The 17,499-nt window shown below is 53.3% G+C and carries 13 protein-coding genes and 5 pseudogenes; 8 read left to right on the top strand and 10 right to left on the bottom strand.

Annotated elements, in window-relative coordinates:
• Positions 1-98: 98 nt before the first annotated feature.
• Positions 99-529 (bottom strand): annotated as a pseudogene (locus OSC37_RS17825) (hypothetical protein); the annotation flags it as partial.
• Positions 530-532: 3 nt separating this feature from the next.
• Positions 533-1,001 (bottom strand): annotated as a pseudogene (locus tag OSC37_RS17820) (DUF7342 family protein).
• A 519-nt stretch (positions 1,002-1,520) separates the two neighbouring features.
• On the opposite strand from OSC37_RS17820, the gene OSC37_RS17815 reads away from it, so the two are divergent.
• Positions 1,521-2,042 (top strand): hypothetical protein, encoded by a 522-nt coding sequence (locus tag OSC37_RS17815; RefSeq protein ID WP_267164285.1) that lies wholly within the window; start codon positions 1,521-1,523, stop codon positions 2,040-2,042.
• A gap of 244 nt (positions 2,043-2,286) precedes the next feature.
• Here the strand turns inward: OSC37_RS17815 and OSC37_RS17810 are convergent.
• From OSC37_RS17810 to OSC37_RS17780, 7 genes and pseudogenes are all read right to left on the bottom strand, one after another.
• A pseudogene (locus OSC37_RS17810) lies at positions 2,287-3,444 on the bottom strand (ISH3 family transposase).
• Positions 3,445-3,525: 81 nt separating this feature from the next.
• On the bottom strand, positions 3,526-4,101 hold the full coding sequence (locus tag OSC37_RS17805; RefSeq protein WP_267164284.1) for a hypothetical protein: 576 nt from the start codon (positions 4,099-4,101) through the stop codon (positions 3,526-3,528).
• Between the two features lie 853 nt (positions 4,102-4,954).
• Positions 4,955-5,536, bottom strand: a pseudogene (locus OSC37_RS17800) (cell division control protein Cdc6); the annotation flags it as partial.
• A 737-nt stretch (positions 5,537-6,273) separates the two neighbouring features.
• A complete protein-coding gene (locus OSC37_RS17795) occupies positions 6,274-6,438 on the bottom strand; it encodes a hypothetical protein (RefSeq protein ID WP_267164283.1) in 165 nt (54 codons plus the stop codon).
• 91 nt (positions 6,439-6,529) lie between these two features.
• A complete protein-coding gene (locus OSC37_RS17790; protein WP_267164282.1) occupies positions 6,530-6,832 on the bottom strand; it encodes a hypothetical protein in 303 nt (100 codons plus the stop codon).
• Positions 6,832-7,227: a DUF8122 domain-containing protein gene (locus OSC37_RS17785; protein ID WP_267164281.1), complete on the bottom strand. Its 396-nt coding sequence runs from the start codon at positions 7,225-7,227 to the stop codon at positions 6,832-6,834. The genes OSC37_RS17790 and OSC37_RS17785 overlap by 1 nt, the downstream gene beginning before the upstream one ends.
• 840 nt (positions 7,228-8,067) lie before the next feature.
• Positions 8,068-8,253, bottom strand: a pseudogene (locus OSC37_RS17780) (IS4 family transposase); the annotation flags it as partial.
• A gap of 224 nt (positions 8,254-8,477) precedes the next feature.
• Between OSC37_RS17780 and OSC37_RS17775 the strand changes: the two are divergent.
• The 3 genes from OSC37_RS17775 to OSC37_RS17765 all read left to right on the top strand — a co-directional run bounded on the left by OSC37_RS17775 (position 8,478) and on the right by OSC37_RS17765 (position 12,233).
• The gene (locus tag OSC37_RS17775) at positions 8,478-9,506 is read left to right on the top strand and encodes a Cdc6/Cdc18 family protein (protein WP_267164280.1); all 1,029 of its coding nucleotides are present in this window, start codon (positions 8,478-8,480) and stop codon (positions 9,504-9,506) included.
• A 1,021-nt stretch (positions 9,507-10,527) separates the two neighbouring features.
• A complete protein-coding gene (locus OSC37_RS17770; RefSeq protein ID WP_267164279.1) occupies positions 10,528-11,409 on the top strand; it encodes a hypothetical protein in 882 nt (293 codons plus the stop codon).
• The gene (locus tag OSC37_RS17765) at positions 11,310-12,233 is read left to right on the top strand and encodes a right-handed parallel beta-helix repeat-containing protein (protein ID WP_368409603.1); all 924 of its coding nucleotides are present in this window, start codon (positions 11,310-11,312) and stop codon (positions 12,231-12,233) included. The genes OSC37_RS17770 and OSC37_RS17765 overlap by 100 nt, the downstream gene beginning before the upstream one ends.
• Positions 12,234-12,578: 345 nt before the next feature.
• Here the strand turns inward: OSC37_RS17765 and OSC37_RS17760 are convergent, their stop codons facing one another.
• Positions 12,579-12,917, bottom strand: a complete 339-nt coding sequence (locus OSC37_RS17760; protein WP_267164277.1) for an ArsR family transcriptional regulator — start codon at positions 12,915-12,917, stop codon at positions 12,579-12,581.
• Between the two features lie 371 nt (positions 12,918-13,288).
• Here OSC37_RS17760 and OSC37_RS17755 point away from each other — a divergent pair, with 371 nt between their 5' ends.
• The 4 genes from OSC37_RS17755 (at position 13,289) to OSC37_RS17740 (ending at position 17,498) form a co-directional block, all read left to right on the top strand.
• Entirely contained in the window at positions 13,289-15,034 is a 1,746-nt protein-coding gene (locus OSC37_RS17755) for a GLUG motif-containing protein (protein WP_267164276.1), read from the top strand.
• A 214-nt stretch (positions 15,035-15,248) separates the two neighbouring features.
• Positions 15,249-15,827, top strand: a complete 579-nt coding sequence (locus OSC37_RS17750) for a DUF2250 domain-containing protein (protein WP_368409601.1) — start codon at positions 15,249-15,251, stop codon at positions 15,825-15,827.
• Between the two features lie 2 nt (positions 15,828-15,829).
• A complete protein-coding gene (locus tag OSC37_RS17745) occupies positions 15,830-16,105 on the top strand; it encodes a DUF2250 domain-containing protein (protein WP_368409600.1) in 276 nt (91 codons plus the stop codon).
• A 445-nt stretch (positions 16,106-16,550) separates the two neighbouring features.
• A complete protein-coding gene (locus OSC37_RS17740) occupies positions 16,551-17,498 on the top strand; it encodes a hypothetical protein (RefSeq protein ID WP_267164275.1) in 948 nt (315 codons plus the stop codon).
• Position 17,499: the final 1 nt, after the last annotated feature.

The following is a 17,499-nucleotide window of genomic DNA, read 5'->3' as shown; positions in this document are numbered from 1 at the left end:
CCTTGTCCTGAAGATACCGCTCGAACGAACTCGCGAGCGACCGCCCGGCACGTTCTCCAGACGCCTTCTCGGAGGTCATAGGTCCTCGTTCCCGGATTGGTACGGGGAGCCTCCTCGAGGAGATCTTCGACGATCTCCCAGAGAATCAGGGACGGGGTCTCGTGTTCGAACGTGATTCCCCAGTGGACCTCTTCATCGTCGACTGAGTACTGGAAATGGGTCCGCCGAGGTCAGGATGATCCTCATCTTGGTGCCAGCCGGCGTGAAATCCCGTGTTTAGGTCAGTGTAGTTGATACGGAACCAGTCGTGTGGGTCCTGTCGGTACCATTTGATGGTCAGTTCTGGTGATTCAGGACCGGTTGGCGGGTCAAGACGAGCCGGATCGAAAATTGCTCGCAGCTGCTTGGCCTCGATATTGTCAGGAACGTACTCAACGGCTGTGATCTGTGGCACGCGATCAAGGACGTCCCGCCTCAGCTGGGCGTAGAGATTCGCGTTCGGGTCACCACCGGGACGTGGGACCGACATCCGTTAGCTACTGGCCTCGGCGGGCTCTGTCGTCGGAGCGAGGAAGTCCCACTCGCGGATAGCGAACCCGACGATTTTGATACGCCGTTGGAGATGTTCCCATTCACGAGCAATCTCACGCCGACGGTCTTCTTCGTCGCTGTCAAGCGTTTTGTCGGCGAGTGTGCCGCGAAGCTGGTTCGGTGACCCGACATCGAATTCGGCCTCCCAGTCGCGGATTTGTGTTTTCATCTTCGCAAGCCGGTCCGTAAGCTCCTCGACAGTGTGGCCGCTGTCCCGCAGGCGCATCGCCTCCTGCATTGCTTGGCGCCGGTAATCGGGAGTACGTGGTGTGGGTGCCGCTCTCGTCACGGTGGAGGATGCCGTCGTCGACGAGCCGTGTGAGGACGCGCTTAGTGGGTTCGTGTGACCAGTCCGTTTCGGAGGCGATCCAGTTAGCTGTCCGCGGCTCCGAGACCTGCCGGGCGATCATTCGTACCCGGTCTTCATCCGTGGGTTGGCGTTCCATCGGGTCCTCGGAACTTGATTCACCTCCGGCCATACACCACCTTTCGTGCGGTGTCGTGATATAGGTCCTAGGCATCTGGTCTATCACGAGGCTGTCCTCGCAGTTCACGTGGGCTCGGCTGAGGAGCCCCAGAGAAATCTTGGACCCCGCTCTTGTCGGCTCTACCTGGGAAACGGCGGCACGAGCCGGTTTAGCATTCGTGCTTACCCGACAGCGGCGGGGTACTTCAAAATGGTCGTGATATAATCAATTCCGCCCAAAATTGGTTTAGTATTGATTAAGACAACTAAGAGGTCAATGAGGTAGCGCGAACCTTGGCGCGACGGCAGCCGTCAGTTCTTTTTGCTAGCCTTATGTAACATGCGGGCCGGTGTGTGCGACCTAAAGTTACATAAGAACGTCGAGGCTGGCCGCGCTATCGAAGTGTAATGGTTGTGGATTGACAGCAACATTCTTGATCGGAGCGACATGACCGACTTCTGAATGCCCGCCTCACAAGAAGTAACAATGTTCGAAGGGCTAACCTTCAGGGTCGAGCCCGTCGAGAAGCCGGACCCCGTCTACTTCACTGACCAGGCCCCTGAATTTGAGGTTACCATCGAGAATGATGGTTCGGAGTACGACTTCGACGGTGACAGTGAGTTCTCGTGGAGTATCACGACTGATCCAACGCAAATTGTTCACGAAGGGACAAGGCAATTCGGGCCGCTCGAAGATGGCGACACCGAGACAGTAATTATCGGGAACAAACTTCTCGCGTATGAGGGGCACGGAACTGTAGGTATCGGGGCAGCCGGTGCATCTGGGAGCGAAGATGGATTCCGAACACTGAGGCCAGGGAGGTCTCCCAGCTACGACCCAGCGTACAGTTTCAGTGTGTGGGACCGGTCACATTACAAGGCGTCAATCCGGAACCCAAAACGTCTACAGAAGGCCCTAATCTTCACGTCGATTGTGCTGATACTCTTTGCATTTATTCAGTTGCTCATCGCTGGATTCACCTAATTCGTCAATATATTATTTTCAACCGCACATTCGGTACTTCACGAACGAGTCGACACAGCGTGATCTGAACGCCACAAACGAATCACTTTCTGTATGATTTTGGGGAGATTCTCGCAACCACTGTGAAAGAACGGACGGCAGAAACGAGCTACCACACCAAACGGACGAGAACAGGCAATTTTACGCCGGTGCTGCAGAGAGCTGTCGCTGACGGATCCTCGGACAGGCCGTGGGCTGACCGCGGTCAGCCCGCGGCTGCCACCGAGCCGTACGTCTCAGGAACACCCACACCGTTCGCCTCGACGTACCAGCGTCGCTCTAACTCGTCTTCGAGTTCGTTCCGAATCCAGTCACAGAACGTCTTGAACGTGAACTCCTCCGGGAGGTCGCGCCCGCCCCGCCGCGGGCGGGCGACGACCGCCCATCGGAGCACGAGCCACAGATTCTCCAGCAGTGCCGCGACGAGCATTATCGCAAATCGCACGACGGGATCACGCGTTGTCGTGATCCCTCGTGCTTGCCGAAGCAACCGGTAACTCGTCTCGATGCCTGAGCGTTTCCTGTAGAGGCGTTCGACTTTCTTCGGTGACTTTTCAGCAACGCCACAGGCGACGTAGCCCCGAACAACCTCTCCGTGTTTGCCACGGTCGCCATTCTGGTAGAGACGCGATCGAGCTCCGCTCGTCCTTGTACATGCGATAGGTCGTCATGTACGACTTGTGTACGTCGAGTTTGTCCTTCATGCGCTCACCTTTCTTGGGAACGTGAACGACCGTTGCAGCGATCTCACGGGAACGGCGGATGACGCGTTCGTTGTAGAACCCGCTGTCGGCAAGCAGGAGGTCGATTTCGAAGGGATAGTTCTCGACGCGGGCGAGCACGCGCTCGACCGCGTCGGCCTCGTCTTCGTCGTTGCGGACGTACGTCATCGCCAGCGTCACTGGCTTTTCGTTGGAAACGATGTACGCCGTACAGTATCGGTGACACGTTGTGGTCCCATCTTTGGGGGACATTGAACAGAGTTCGCCTTCATCGGCGTAGTGATCGCCGTGGTAGGGGTTATCGATAAAGTCGATGGAGACGATTCTCGACCGGTCAGCGTCGAGAATCGTCATAGCAGGCGAGCGAGTAGGAGGTTAGCGACGAATTCGAGCCACTGCCGATTGAGTGTATGTAGCCACGTCAAGACGGTGTCGTCGCATGGTGTTCCGTCGGTGTCCTTGCAGGTTTCCCAAATCGAGGTCTGATTGGTGCAGGCCAAAATGACGACGAGCCAGATATCGCCGGGGTCGAGGGGGCTCCCCTCGACACCCGGCAACGGGAGTGGAGTGATGACCTCTTCCGCTACGTCTTTTACCTCCGACGCCGAAAGATAACCGTCTGGATTGGGGAGCTTGAACACATCCTAATCCAGACACTTTCTCGTGGTCAAATCAACGATTCAATCTAACCGATTACGCTGTTCGTGAAGTACCGATGGTGTTTAAGAAAGAGAAACTGCCAGAAAGAGTATGTACGATTTAGAAGATCTCTTTCGAAGAGTGTCGCTGCGTCGGATTCTTCCTCCTACGTAGCCGATGCGAATCTCTTGACAAATCGTAACAAACTCATCGACCATCGACATGAATTCGTCTCTATCTGTTTTCGACGCGAATGTCTCAAACTTAATTGATTTCGAGTCTCGTGGGACTCCTTTCAGGGAATGGAATGCCCGTTCAAATTCGTCGTAGTCTTCTTTTTCCCATTCCACTGAGTCGAGTCCGGCGTCGTTCTTGATGACCATCATTGCAGGCCAAATCTTCAATTTTCCGTTGACGTTTGCAGTGAAAACGCTCGTGTCAGATGGAGACTCTCCTTGGTGTGCATCAACTTTTACCTGGAAATTAGCGTTTTTTGCTTCCCCAATCTGAACCTCGTCACCGATTTCTTTAGCAAATTCGTAGAGCTCTCTGAATGCGTTAGCAGTCCTTTCAGAGATTTCGCCATTCTCTTCTTTACGCTCGAGGTCAGCGAATAGCTCTGCTTCCGACTCTACGTATCCGGGTCCTGTCCGAGACATAGTGTATAACGTGGTCCCAGGCTATATTTAAATAAGTATTCATATCACATCCTTTGGACGTAGGACATCAGAACGATAGAAAGCGCACGATGAGTTGCACCCACACAATCAGAGGATCCATACGGCACCGAGTAATCCATCTCTCAAGTCATCTACTGCTCTGCCTTCTATGGATTCGTACGTATCTTCTGATGATGTAAACGCACCCCTCGTCCAGATTGACTTTTTGCCTCCCTGTTATTCGCTTTTACAACGGTAGATTAAGTTATTTACCCGAATTGCGTTCCGGTATCAGGTAATGGATTGGTCCGTTCACATGTCCAGAATGCGTTGGCATCAGAGTCCCAGATCACTCGAAATTGCCGGTTGTCGTCCGTGGTCCATATCATATATTCGCTCCGTTGCACTTCATTCCAATCCTCATAGCGCAATGAGCCAATATGGACAACATTTGTCCACAGTTCTAGCAGTTGAGTGATTTCATCAGCCGTTGGCGGGACTTGTGGAAGCGCATCGGGGAAATCCCGGGGTGCTTCGCGTGCACTAATTACGAGGTCTTGGACCATACCTGCTGGACTCCTGCCTGAAATATTAAATTTATCCCAGTTCTCGTCAAGAAGTTTCTTACGTTAATCACGATTGAGTGCTGCATACGCGTCCTCCATCTTGCATACCAGTACAAATATCAGTCTTATCGGGTAGTTCCCTCAGCAGTCAGTCCACAGCGCGATGTCTCCGTTTTATACCCGGACAGAAAGAATACAGCAATCCACGGTTTATCGGATAAACTGTGATCGGCCAGTCCACACAGCAGCTGACCGGTTGAGATTGATTCGATAACAACAGAGGAGCACTATTCAGAATCAAGAAGAATCGACAATCCATTCTCCACACTTGAGACAGACTGAACCAGTTCGTGTTTCTTGTACTTGCCTCCACCTTTGCTTTGATTGTACTCTTCTGACGAGATAATACCGAGTTGGTTCAGTTCGGTGAGATAGTCACGAACAGAACGCTCGGGGACGGATGAGAGAGCTTTCCTGGTCGCAATCGACTGGTACATATCGAGGATTTCACTCGTCCGTGCTGGCGTCTCCCTACGTTTCTCAAGCTGGAGAAGAGCGTAAAGGACGAGCTGGCTATGCTCTGAATAGTTTCGAATTCCCTCGACCACTTGGTCACGTTGCAGGCGGTTGCGCGCCTGCCGGACGTGTTCTTCGGTGACTGACTCAGCATCATTCTCACGAGCAATGTCGCCAGCCCTCAAAAGGAGATCGAGTGCCTTCCGGGCGTCACCGGAGTCTTTTGCCCCAAATGCAGCACACATCCCGATGACGCCATCTTCGAGGACATCATCGTGGAATGCGACTTCTTGACGCTGTTCAAGGAGCAGCCGAAGTTCGTTCGCTTCGTATGCAGAGAATGAGACCTCTTCTAACAGCTCCCCGGATTCAACGAGTTTCACTTATGTTTCATCAAATTTCTCTACACTGAGGTACCCCAGAATTCCTGCGTACCTCTTGAGGTGGTCTCGCCCACAATTAGGACAAACCAGCCCCGGATGCTTTTCTGAATCTCTCGGAAAATCATATCCACACCCAAATTCTTGGACAATATCACTACTCGCTTACGTGTGGCTTGAATCTATCAGTTATGCCTACTCTCCGACAGTACGTGCCAACATCGTCACAGACAGGCTACTATATTCAGGCAAATGTCGGTGCTGGCGCTCCAATCACACTGCAAGTATCTGATTTGGCTGGCAGGATCTTCACCGATACTGGATACAAAGACGGGGATACCGTACCTACTAAATTCGTCTGGGCAATGTACGATGTCGGTTTGATTTCGACAGGTGGCGGGAGTACTTCTACCACCAAGAGCGCGAACGTCTACTCCGCATTCACGAGCCATAGTGTCTCGGCGAAGTTGAGCGATCAAACAAGAGCCGAGTTGATACAGTATCTCAACGAATACCGGGGTACACAGCAAAGACGAGTTGGACGCCTTCGTCGTGAACTTGCAAACTCTGAGAAGACCGGTATGTCCGGTTCAACAGTGAACACGTCTGATTTAGATTACGGGTTCGTGGATAGCATACGCCGCATCTGGCGACACATCGTGGACAGGGTCGGTCGCTGACCGGTCAAGTACGCCGAGAGCGGGCCGATCTTATAGCCGCTGTAACAACTCTTTTACGTCGGCATCTCCGGTAGTTACTGACTCTGTGCCTTCCTCTGTTTCAGTGCTCGGGACCTTGATGTCTTTATTCACTGCTGGTGTGTGTCCGTCTGCATCGTGAAGCGCCCGTTCGGCATCTCCAATCGTCCCAGGCATCGACTCTCCAATGATGTGTCCACCGCCGCTTCGATACCGTCGACCGTTCGCGTCTGTGTTATCGTGAGTCAGAATAATACAGTGTTATCGGTTACTCCCGCCGCCAGAACTCGTTCGCCCACGACCCCTCGAACAGTTTGAGTTGAATTTCCTCGCGCTCATCGTAGGTGTCGTCCACGCCGCCGAAGTAGTACCCAACACCCTCCTCAAGAGTAATATCTCCTGTCCAGACCGTGCAGACGACACCGTCCCGACTCGTATCGTCACCGAGTTTTACACGCTGTCGGGGCTGATAAGAGGCGACATCTTCGGTCCAGTTGACGAACCCCTTCGTCTTCACCCATCCGTGCGTACCGTCAAGATCACCGAGATCGACTGTTGGAGGTCCGCTCATCACTGCTCACCTCCACGGACCAACGTTACGCCGGCTGTCGTCCGCTGGCTTGGAAACGGTGCTCCACACCACCGGCAGCTTCCCTCTGTCCGAAGAGGATCATACAGGCCGTCGCAATTTGCACAGGTCGACAGACCGTCTGTTTCGACGCGGCCGTCGTTGTTCAACACCGTCCTGAGAACCCCCGAGCGCTCAACGAGGAGCGCATCGTACGGTGCATACAGACGGGTACTGTCGGCATCGCAGTCCGGCGCATGGATCGGGACTGCCTGCTTCCATGCCTCTACGAGCGTGAGTCCGGCGGGCGTCCGGGTCCGCCACTGCTCGGGTGCGTGCGGTCGGTTAATCTGTGGAACGTACGACTGGTCATGCGTGTAGTGGTTTGCATCGAACATAGGTGCTGTAACGCTCTCAACGGCGACGGTGAGACTCAGCTAAGTATCGCGGACGTATCGACAGTGTCGCCACTGGGCGTGGGACACAAAGTCAGTCAGAAGAGCCACTGACGAAGCGGACTGGGCACTGAGTCAGTGAGTTCTCTTCGAGAAGGAAGGCGGTGCTGAGTACTCGTTAAACGCTGTCAGAGGGTAGCGCGCGAGTCGTGCACGCGTGGTGAAGATACGAATTCTCCACAATGAGACACCTCCGAACAAACCCCGGAAGGGGTTCTCGCACGCGCTACATTAACCGACTTAGCAGCTCCCTCTGAAGTTCCTCGACAGTTCAAAGCCAAATTGGCTTTGTGGGAGAATTCAGGTAGAGCTTCGATGAATAATTCGCTCAAAGCCTAACGGCTTTGGAGAAGGGTCGCTGATCGGCCGCGATAGCCAATGGCCACCAGATCCCCTTCGGGGAACTGCTGACCGAACCGCCTCAATACGCATATTGTCGCAAGAAACACTTAAAAGAATTTCAACACCCCCGCAACGGCGGGCCAAATTGAGAATGCAACCCTACCGCAGGGGCTCATTTTCCCGGTCAAAGTACCCAACTCGGTCGAGTTCTTTTTTAAAAGCCGCAGAATTGGATTGTACTGTGATCGTCATATGTGGTTTTTCCATTTTGTTTATGAGTTCAATAAATCACTCCAACAAACCGATTATACATAAAAAAAGTCCAGAGAAAGATTCAAATATCCAGGCCGAGTGCTTGGAGTTCCTCGATCTCACTTTGGATGCTCTTGAGTCGCTCTTTCATGTCCCCCTCTGCTTCAATTGCGGAGCATTGGTCTTTAGCTAAGCCTCACCTCTCGGCTGTGTAGCGGCAGTGAGTCTCTCCTGTAAGATTGGTCGTTGCTGGTGAATCTTCTGTGCATCTTCGATCAGTCGTTCTAACAGCGGTGGCGCCGAGTAACCGAGGTACTCCCCCAACTCGTGGAGGAGGAGCTGGGCGTGCGACCGGAAGGTCGCCGCCCAGCGTTCATCCCCCGTCGCGACAGAAGCGGATCTCAAGTTGATATTCTATTCCAGACTATAGAGATCGAGAAATGAGAAGTAGCCGTATTTCCGGGAACTATCGCGTTTCATAACGAGAACCACGCAACCGCACAGGGATTTCACTCAATCACGCTGCTACGTCGTACCTTTCCGGAAGCGACCCACCTAGCATTATATGAGTTGCTCAGAAAACACCCTGTCAACCAGAGATGATACGTGATGCTCGCGTCCTCCGAGCCGGATTCGTCCCCCGCGAAGTTGAGCATCGCGAGAGCGAGGTGACTCTCCTCTCCAGCGTTCTCGAACCCATTACGAACGACGAGCCGGCTGACACCGCTATCGTGACGGGACCTAGCGGAACAGGAAAGACGTGCGTCTCGAAGTTCGTCACGGAACGCCTGCGCGAGGAGGTCCTCGATATCAAGACAACGTACGTCAACTGCTGGCGCAATTATACCCGATTCCGAACGCTCTACCAAATCCTCGATGAACTTGGGACAACCGTCGACATCCACCGTCAGTCAACACCCCACGACGAGCTCATTGACCGGCTCCAGCAGCACGACGGCCCTCGAACGGTCGTCATCCTCGACGAGGCTGACCAACTCGAAGACCCGAGCGTCATCTACGACCTCCACAGCCTCCCACAGTTCGGTATCATCTGTATCGCAAACAAAGAGGAAGAGCTGTTTGGACGCGTCGACGACCGGCTCGTAAGTCGACTGCGCTCCAGCGAACACGTCCGCATGGACAAGTACCACGACGAGCAGTTGTACGACATCCTAAGTGCTCGTGCAAAATGGGGCCTCAACGAGGACGTCATCACCGACGACCAACTCTACCAGATTGCAGATGCAGCCGCTGGCGATGCCCGCCTCGCGATTGGCATCCTCCGCACGGCCGCAAGCACGGCCAACCGCGAAAATTGTGAGCGGATTACCGACGGCATCCTTCAAAATGCTGCAGAGGATGCCCGCGCTCAGATCAGACAGAAGAGCCTCGATTCGCTTACCCCTCACCAGCGGGTTGTCTACGATATTGTTCGTGACCATGCCCCCGTGGGACCAAGCGAGATCTACGACCGCTATACCGAGGAGGTTGACGATCCGCGGACGAAACGAACCGTCCGAACGTACCTGTCCAAGATGGAGCAGTACAATCTCCTCAAGGCGGAAGGCACGAGTCGGGATAGAGAGTATTTGCTCGTCGATTCAGCAACTGCGTCGCCGAGGCAATGAGTCCGCTATCGTGTGGTTTTCAACGGAAACAGTGGGGTGTGTGTTCAACCGCACAGATCCCGAACACACCCTTCTGAGAGGTGCTTCAACCGTGGATTTGTGAGTTTCAGATTACTACTCCACCTATCTCATATTAGAAACTTCTCAATGGCCCTGAATCATACAGAGCGTGGATCCACCAGCAGATTTAATTACTGAGAAAATGATACGTTTCGGTAACGAATTAGTCACCAGTGAACAGCTCTGTCTACAGCAATTGGAAAGAAGCAACACACTTAGAGATTGGAGTGTTGATGCCCGGCCCATTTAGTGAAGGGAACTACAGAACTGCATGTTTGGGAAATGTCAATAATTTCCAACAGGAGAGCAATTGATGAACCGGCGCCGATACCTACAGATGCTTGTTGGCACCGGCGCACTCGCAGGGCTTGCTGGTTGTAACGACTCGACAGAATCGGATACACCGTCACCGACAGTCGTATTCACAGACGAATCGACGGCCAGCTCTGAAACGCCGATAACAACCAGCGAAACACCGTCTTCGGCACCCACGCCCGAACCGACAGCGACTGGTACGGCAACACCGACACCAACGGAAACAGCAACTCCGAAAGATCGAGTCTTCGATGGTGGCGATCTTGAGTCGTTCGTGGATGCTGTCATGACGGCCGCAGAGATCGGGGGTGGCACGGTGGTCGTCGAGCCCAATACCTACCGGTTTGAGCCACTACAAGGTGGCGGAGCGAATTGGCACGCCCTACTTCAGAGTGTTGAGAATGTCACTATTGAGGGGAACGGTGCAACGTTCGTGTTGACAAACCCGTCTATCGGTGGATTCCGGTTTATTGGTGGTTCCGATATAACGATTCGAGACTTGATTTTGGATTATGACCCGGTGCCGTTTACACAAGGGAGACTCGAAACGGTATTATCCGATGATGGAACGCTGACGCTCACTCTCGATGAGGGGTATCCGACACTCGATCATTCGATATTCCAGCGGGCTGATAGTGTGTACGCGATGGTTCACGAACCCGACGGGCAGTTCTTCAGCGGGGTTCGGGCAAACGGCCCTCCGGAGAAATACTTCTCCGATATCAAGCATACCGGTGGGCGGGCGTATCGATTTTCTCTCGACAGCAACTCCAATTTCCGCGGTCTGGCCGAGGGACGACGACTCACCGTCGTCGCTCGAAACAATGGTGCGGTCCTTAGTATGTATAAAACAGAGAATCCGAACTTCGAGAACGTCACGATTCGGACAGCCTCCGGCGCAGATTTTTCGGTTCAAGTATGTGAGAGCCCTACGTTCCGAGATTGTACCGTTGCACCACCTCCAAACTCGGACCGACAGCTGTCCTCTGTAGCTGATGGAATTCGGATCACGAACTGTCTGGAGCGTTCGACGGTCGAGAACTGCTATCATGACTCCCTCGGGGACGACAGTGTCGCTGTTGACAATCGAATGACGACCATTAGGAGATTTCAGGACGATAGAACGGTCGAGGTGAAAGAAATCCATCCGTTCGTGGTCAAAGCAGGCGACAGTCTGGAGGCGTTATCGCCAACCGGTGTTCGGAAAACAGATTTGCCACCTGTGGAATCGGTTCAGGGACCATCTGCTTCCGTAGGGGACCGGGTCAAACCAATCACAATCACGTTTGAAGAACCAGTCAGAGAGGCACTCGCCGAGGGAGATTTTCTTGGCAATACCGCCACTAATAGCGAGAATTATACAATTCGAAACAACGAATTCCGAAACCATCGGGCGAATCTAATTCGCGCAGTGCTGGTGGCGGTGTCATCGAGAACAATATCCTCGTTGGCACACATCTCAGTGCGATCGAATTACATAGCGGAACCCTTGGGCACTGGCCGCCAAAGGGTGGTATCAGGGACGTGACGGTCCGAAACAACACCATCCGTCGTCCCGGTCTCGGCCTTCTTGCCGGTTATGCCCCGTTCGGTATTTTAGTACATCACGAAGCCCCAGGTGGGAACTCAACCGAGTCTCACCCCAACGAGGATATCACTATTGTCGACAACGACATCGAAACGTCTGCTGGGGCGGGTATCGAACTATCTGACGCGAAAGATGTGATCGTCGAAAGAAACGACCTCCGTGACCTCAACCGTCTGGACTACTCCAACAGTGGTTTTGGATTCAGAATCTCGAACCTGAGCGGAGTAACACTCTCCGAGAACACGGTGACTGGTACATCCGAGGCACTGTCTGGATTTGGCTTTCGCACCGACAGCGAGGAGATATCACTCTCAAATAATGAATTGCGAATTGACGGAGAGCGTACCCCTGCACGGTTATTGCAATGGGAGCCAGTTACTTTGGAGTTCTCTCGAACTGTCACTGTGGGCGACCGTCAGCTCGCGTTTTCTTGTTTTGACCTCCGATTGTTTGATCATGACGGCGATGTCATTCGAGAGGTTTCGGTTGGCGAGACAGAAGATGGAGTACTCTTCGGCGAGGGCGTCGACGGCCAGGAACAGGCTGACGGTAAGACGTGGCGCTGGCTCGGCCCAGAAGACAAGATTTCCGTCGTCAAATTCTTCGATACCGAACTTGCAGACGCGACGACGCTGGAGATGCGCGGATATCCAATAGAGGATGGAATTTCTGCTACGGTTCGCGTCGGTGGCGAGACAACTGACCAAATCTCTTGGGACACGAAGGAGACTCAGACGTACCGCCTGTCGATATCTGACATCTAGCGACGACATCCGTAGTTCGATTTACCGAAGGAAATTTGCCCGTTTTCGCAGTGAAATTCTCCCCAAACTGTTCACGCCCTTCGATGTCCTTACGAGACCACCTGTCGCTCTTCCTGAGTGAGTGTTTAGATATCATAAGAGGGCGTCATAGAACAGTTCACATACCCTGAGAGAGTAGTCCGAGGATCAGTCAGTCCAGGGAATGCAGTGATTGGACGAAAGTATACACTTGTCAGTAATTCATTAGAACTGCCGTGCAAGATATAGAGGATCGATACGCCGAGGGTGGTCCGGCGATTATAAGGACATTGATAAATTTGGCGTTCGTCGCTCAGGTAGCCGTTTTCACTCGCTTTTGCCGTCATCGAACCATCCGGCTGGGAGGCTATCTTTATTCTCGGCAATCAACTGAAGGAGGGGTTCGAATTCCTCCCAGTCTGGCCCTTTGGTTATTTGATTATTGTCCTGATCCCAGTCGATGATTCCCATCTTATCGAGCTGCGGAAGATGACCCATAAAGATATTCAACTGTGAGATGGTGTCCTCCCCCTCCGCGTGGATGTTTAACGGATCGGCGTCGTCGTCATCCTGTGGATTATGTTCTATAAGTGCAAGCAATAACTCACGCGGATACGAATCTGCGAGGGCGCCGAGCAATTTATCCAAGCGATTCTGGGTACTCATACTAGTATACTACTTCCTAAAGATATTATCGTGGGGCTTTGTTTAACAGGCTATTTATCAGCCAACATTTCTTGAAGGCTGATACAATTTACCCTGCAAGATATGCGCCTTCCATCTTGCACGGCGTTCAGAATACATACAAAAGTTGTCAACACCCTCAGCGGTCAATCCACAGCGGCACTGACCGCAAAAAAGTCGGGTTACAGTGTCCGGATTGTGGGAGTAACCGATTTAGCTGGCCCATGTTTGGAATAGCTACTGGAAAAGTGACAACCCAAGAGCCGGATTGAGATTAGCCAGCTCAACCCTGTTAACACTTCTCACGCCCGCCGGTAATAAAAATTTTTAAACACATACTGGGTACAATAGGTATGAATTCCCTGTCTGGTACTGATCGAGCCCAGACAGCAGTCCTCGGCAATCTGTTGTTGGTCGCAATCGCCATTGTTCTTGGCAGTATCATTGTCGTCGTTGCCCTTGGTATTCTCGAAAATCCGGCAGCACCACCCTACGCAGCAGTGGAGGTTGAGAACGGCGAGCGGGTACTCCTGATGCAGGAGCAGAATCTGGAGGAAGTGCTGATTCAAGACGAGGCAGGCAATATCCACGGTCGTATGGGTTCCGTGGGTGATACGGTTTCGCTTGCAGAGGTTGATCCTCGGTTAGAGTACTCCATCATTGCAGTGGGTGCCGAACAGAGCAGCAAGATCCGGACACTCACTGCCTCAGAGCTGATTGGTGACATCTCCGAGCCGAGTTCGTCACCAGCGAGCGTCACTGCGTCGGATATCGAGGGAGATGGCTCGGAATCGAATCCATTTATTATTCGGACGGACAGTGAACTACAGGCCGTCGGCAACGAAACAGCCAATCTCAGCCCCAAGGATAGCTATCGGCTTGGTAATAATATCGACGCCAGCAAAACCGACGAGTGGAACGGCGGCGACGGTTTCGATCCGATCCAAGACTTCGAGGGGGCATTCGATGGAGATGGCCACAGGATCCTCGGACTCACGATTGCCCGCGAGAGCGAGGATAACGTCGGACTATTCGCTAATGTCAAAAAGTCTGGAGAAATTAAATCCTTCTCCGTGGAAGACTTTGCGATCAGTGGAGCCAATGCTGTTGGTGGGGTTGTCGGTGAAAACCAGGGCACTATAATGGAGGTCTCTGGAGGATATCAAGTTTCTGATGTTTATGACGATGCCGTTGTTGGTAATCAGAACGTCGGCGGATTGGTCGGGGAAAACACCAACGGTGGGCAAATCATCGACTCATCGGTCAGAGGAAAGATAACGGGCGATAGCTCCGAAATCGCGGGACTCGTCGGATTCAACGATGGGACTGTCGAAAACTCAGTCTCTACTGCAACCGTCACGATAGAGGAATTGGGCAATCGCCACGTCGCTGGACTGGTCGGGACAAATGAAGGGACAATCAGCGATTCGTATGCGACCGGAGACGTGACGGTCAACGATGCCCAGGACGACTTCCCACGCGTTGGCGGACTGGTCGGTGAGAACTTCGGAACGATTGAACGTTCCCACGCAACGGGTGACGTAACCGGAGTGGAAGGGGCTAGTTCCAGTAATCATAATTACGGCGGCCTAGTCGGGATCCACTGGGTCGGAACGATTGAAGAATCCTTCGCCACTGGTGATGTCGAAACAGACGGGCGTGCCGGCTCGCTGGTTGGTCGGGTGAGTCAGCTACAGGCCAGCGGTACTGCAACGATTTCGAACTCCTACGCAACCGGTAGCGTGACCAGTCGGGAAGATACTGCCGGTGGAATCGTCGGGAGCCTTCACAATGGATACGAACTCGAAATCGATAATTCGTTTGCGACTGGTCAGATTAGCGGGCGGGATACCGGTGGACTGGTAGGCGAGATTGGATCTGGTGGAGATGTCGATCTGGAGGACTCATACTGGGACAATAAAACGACAGGACAGTCCGCAGCAGTGGGAGATGGCTCTGCTGATACGACGACGAATGTGGAAGGGCTCACAACCAGTCAAATGGCTGGAAACGACGCCGACAAAAACATGGAACTTGATTTTAAAGAGATCTGGCGGACTGTCTCGGGTAGCTATCCCAAATTCCAGTGGGAGAGCTAAGGGTATTCAGACATATGTTGTGGCTCATTGTGGTCCGAGCAGCGTTCAAAACATCCGTTTTTTCGAATTATTTTGCTGTTGTACAAGGGTTGCATCAGACGCGGGTAGAGCGAGCGTCCGGCCTTTTTCGCCAAGTTTTGGCAAGTTGGGCGGGATTGAAGACCCGTTGGCTGCTCGGTAGCTTCAAATCTCTTGGCCAACAAAGTCGATATGAATGGTGTCGTGGGAGAAGGTTGAGGAGCTTCGGTTGGAAGCAGATACGATTATGACCCGGTACCAAGAGGTCGAAGAGTTGCTGGCCCGGGCTCATGACGAGACTGGCGACCATTGGGAGACAGGGGAACTCCCAGTGACACTTGAGACGCCGGCGGGGGACTCGATTACGATTACCTTGGATTTCGAGGCTGACCCTGCAACAAACGCACAGTCTCGATACGAACGAGCAAATGAACTCGAAGCAGACCTCAAACGTCAAGAGCAAGTCGATGAGCAGTTGGCGTCGTTACCAGCCGACCCAGTCGCCTATCTCATTTGCTACCATCTCGATTACGTCGAAGGCGACTATCCGAAATCCATTGCCGGTCACCTCGACGCACAACGCAAACAAGTCGACGAGTTGTGCCAGGAGATGGAAGAAACAGGCGTCCTCGAACGTGTTGAATCAGGGACAGTCAAACAGCGCAATGTCAAAGCGAAAAAGCCGACGAAGTCCGCCAACACCACACATACTATCGACTCTCACGAGAAGGTGACCACCTCTTACGTTTTCTTGATGAACCAGAAGGGCAACTGAACGTGTTACGCCATCTCCCGGATAGCCAGCAAATCATCCAACGACTGCGCTGTGCTGGCCCAGACTCTCCACGAATCACGGCTAATCATTTCGACATGGAGTTTGAATACGTCCGGCACCTGTACCGCACACTCCGCCAAGTTGGCTTCCTCGTCAAATACAAACAGAATGAAGCCAAGAGAAGGGGGCAAAACGCCCCAGATCAAGAGTTTCACAACCAGACTGTCTACAAAACGACTGAGCGTGCTGAGGAACTCGCACAAACCGTGCGAGATTGACTGGAGTCTCGGAGTTTCACGATACTCTCATGAGAGTTCCCAGTCCTACAGCTGGAGCAGGCCGAGTTCCTCGGGGCTTGACCCTAAGGCGGTTCATTCAGTTGTGACGCCCCAACGCCAACCCAAGCATAGAGTCTGTATTAATCGATTAAAAGAAAATTGTGCTCGTGGGCATATATATATCAGTAATTTAACTATTCAGGGCCGGCGAGGCGAAATAGCGCCGGTTACGGTCATATTTAACCAACAAAGGTTTCACATGGTACCAATTTGTTGGTTAATTTTGGCAGAAAGAGCTAATCCAATTCTGGAGACAATCTCTGAAGCGAGAGAACAATAGCAGGAATCGGCAGACTCTGGCCGAGCCACACGATTTTCGTCCACTTTCCTGAAACCCGGAAGCGCCACGCCACGGCTTATTGAGACTGTGAACATCAATTTGAATATGCCTGATCAATCAACAGCTTCCTCGGACCGTTTAGCGGTCGACCAGCCCACTCGCGGCGCTGACCACAATCAATCTCTTGCTAAGCAAGTCGACCCAGCAACCAACGATATGCTGCTTCCATCCCTCGATAAGGGCATCACATTGCTCGACGTAGAGGGTGACCGAAACGTTCCTGTTCTACAGTCGCTCGTACTCGATCATCTTCTCATGCACGACGGCCCCGCCTTCTGGGTCGACGCAAACGGATACGCAACGACGACCACACTCTCTCAAATCTCCCCCAGTCAACGGTTACTCGACCAGATTCACGTTGCACGCGGCTTTACTGCCTATCAGCACTACGGCGCTGTCTGTAATCTCCCCGCGGCGGTGAATCAATCCATCCGGGAATCGACGACCACCGACACCAGACGAGATCGCCAGCCAGGGGATAGTAACGATGAATCACCACACACTCCTTCGCTCATCGTCGCTCCGGCCGTCGACGTCCAGTATCGTACCGACGACACCCTCGGGGAGCGCCACGCCGACACACTCCATGCCCGTTCACTCGCTCGGTTGGCAACCTATGCCGACGGCTACGACATCCCGGTGCTCGTCACCCGGAGCGCGCGCTCCGATTTCACCGAACCTGTCGCGACGGTCGCCGATCATCACCCAGAGTGCAAGCAAACACGAATGGGGCCCCGAATCCTCGGCGAGGATTTCGAGACGCTCGTCTACCCCGTCGACGACGGTGCGTACTACCAGACGACGTTCGCCTACTGGCGGCAGCTGCTCGCGGCACGTGCTACGCAGGTCGGCATGGAATCGACGACGCCGGCGCCGTCGACGCTGACTTCGGAAGGTGTCGGTACGGGTGTCACAGCTGACAGTGAAACCGTGTCGGCCACCGCGGACCCTTTGCTCGATGCGTGGACGGCGAGCGGTACTGGAGGTCAATAGC

The sequence above is a fragment of the Halovenus salina genome (genome assembly GCF_026410925.1).
Lineage (GTDB): Archaea > Halobacteriota > Halobacteria > Halobacteriales > Haloarculaceae > Halovenus > Halovenus salina.
This window is presented reverse-complemented; position numbering and strand designations above follow the sequence as displayed.

Bases quoted from the DNA above. Each gene is read 5' to 3' on its own strand.
- OSC37_RS17805 (WP_267164284.1), bottom strand. From the start codon at position 4,101: ATGTCTCGGACAGGACCCGGATACGTAGAGTCGGAAGCAGAGCTATTC.
- OSC37_RS17740 (WP_267164275.1), top strand. From the start codon at position 16,551: ATGCCTGATCAATCAACAGCTTCCTCGGACCGTTTAGCGGTCGACCAG.
- OSC37_RS17770 (WP_267164279.1), top strand. From the start codon at position 10,528: ATGGTTCACGAACCCGACGGGCAGTTCTTCAGCGGGGTTCGGGCAAAC.
- OSC37_RS17815 (WP_267164285.1), top strand. From the start codon at position 1,521: ATGCCCGCCTCACAAGAAGTAACAATGTTCGAAGGGCTAACCTTCAGG.
- OSC37_RS17795 (WP_267164283.1), bottom strand. From the start codon at position 6,438: ATGCCTGGGACGATTGGAGATGCCGAACGGGCGCTTCACGATGCAGAC.
- OSC37_RS17760 (WP_267164277.1), bottom strand. From the start codon at position 12,917: ATGAGTACCCAGAATCGCTTGGATAAATTGCTCGGCGCCCTCGCAGAT.
- OSC37_RS17785 (WP_267164281.1), bottom strand. From the start codon at position 7,227: ATGTTCGATGCAAACCACTACACGCATGACCAGTCGTACGTTCCACAG.
- OSC37_RS17790 (WP_267164282.1), bottom strand. From the start codon at position 6,832: ATGAGCGGACCTCCAACAGTCGATCTCGGTGATCTTGACGGTACGCAC.
- OSC37_RS17775 (WP_267164280.1), top strand. From the start codon at position 8,478: ATGATACGTGATGCTCGCGTCCTCCGAGCCGGATTCGTCCCCCGCGAA.
- OSC37_RS17755 (WP_267164276.1), top strand. From the start codon at position 13,289: ATGAATTCCCTGTCTGGTACTGATCGAGCCCAGACAGCAGTCCTCGGC.
- OSC37_RS17750 (WP_368409601.1), top strand. From the start codon at position 15,249: ATGGTGTCGTGGGAGAAGGTTGAGGAGCTTCGGTTGGAAGCAGATACG.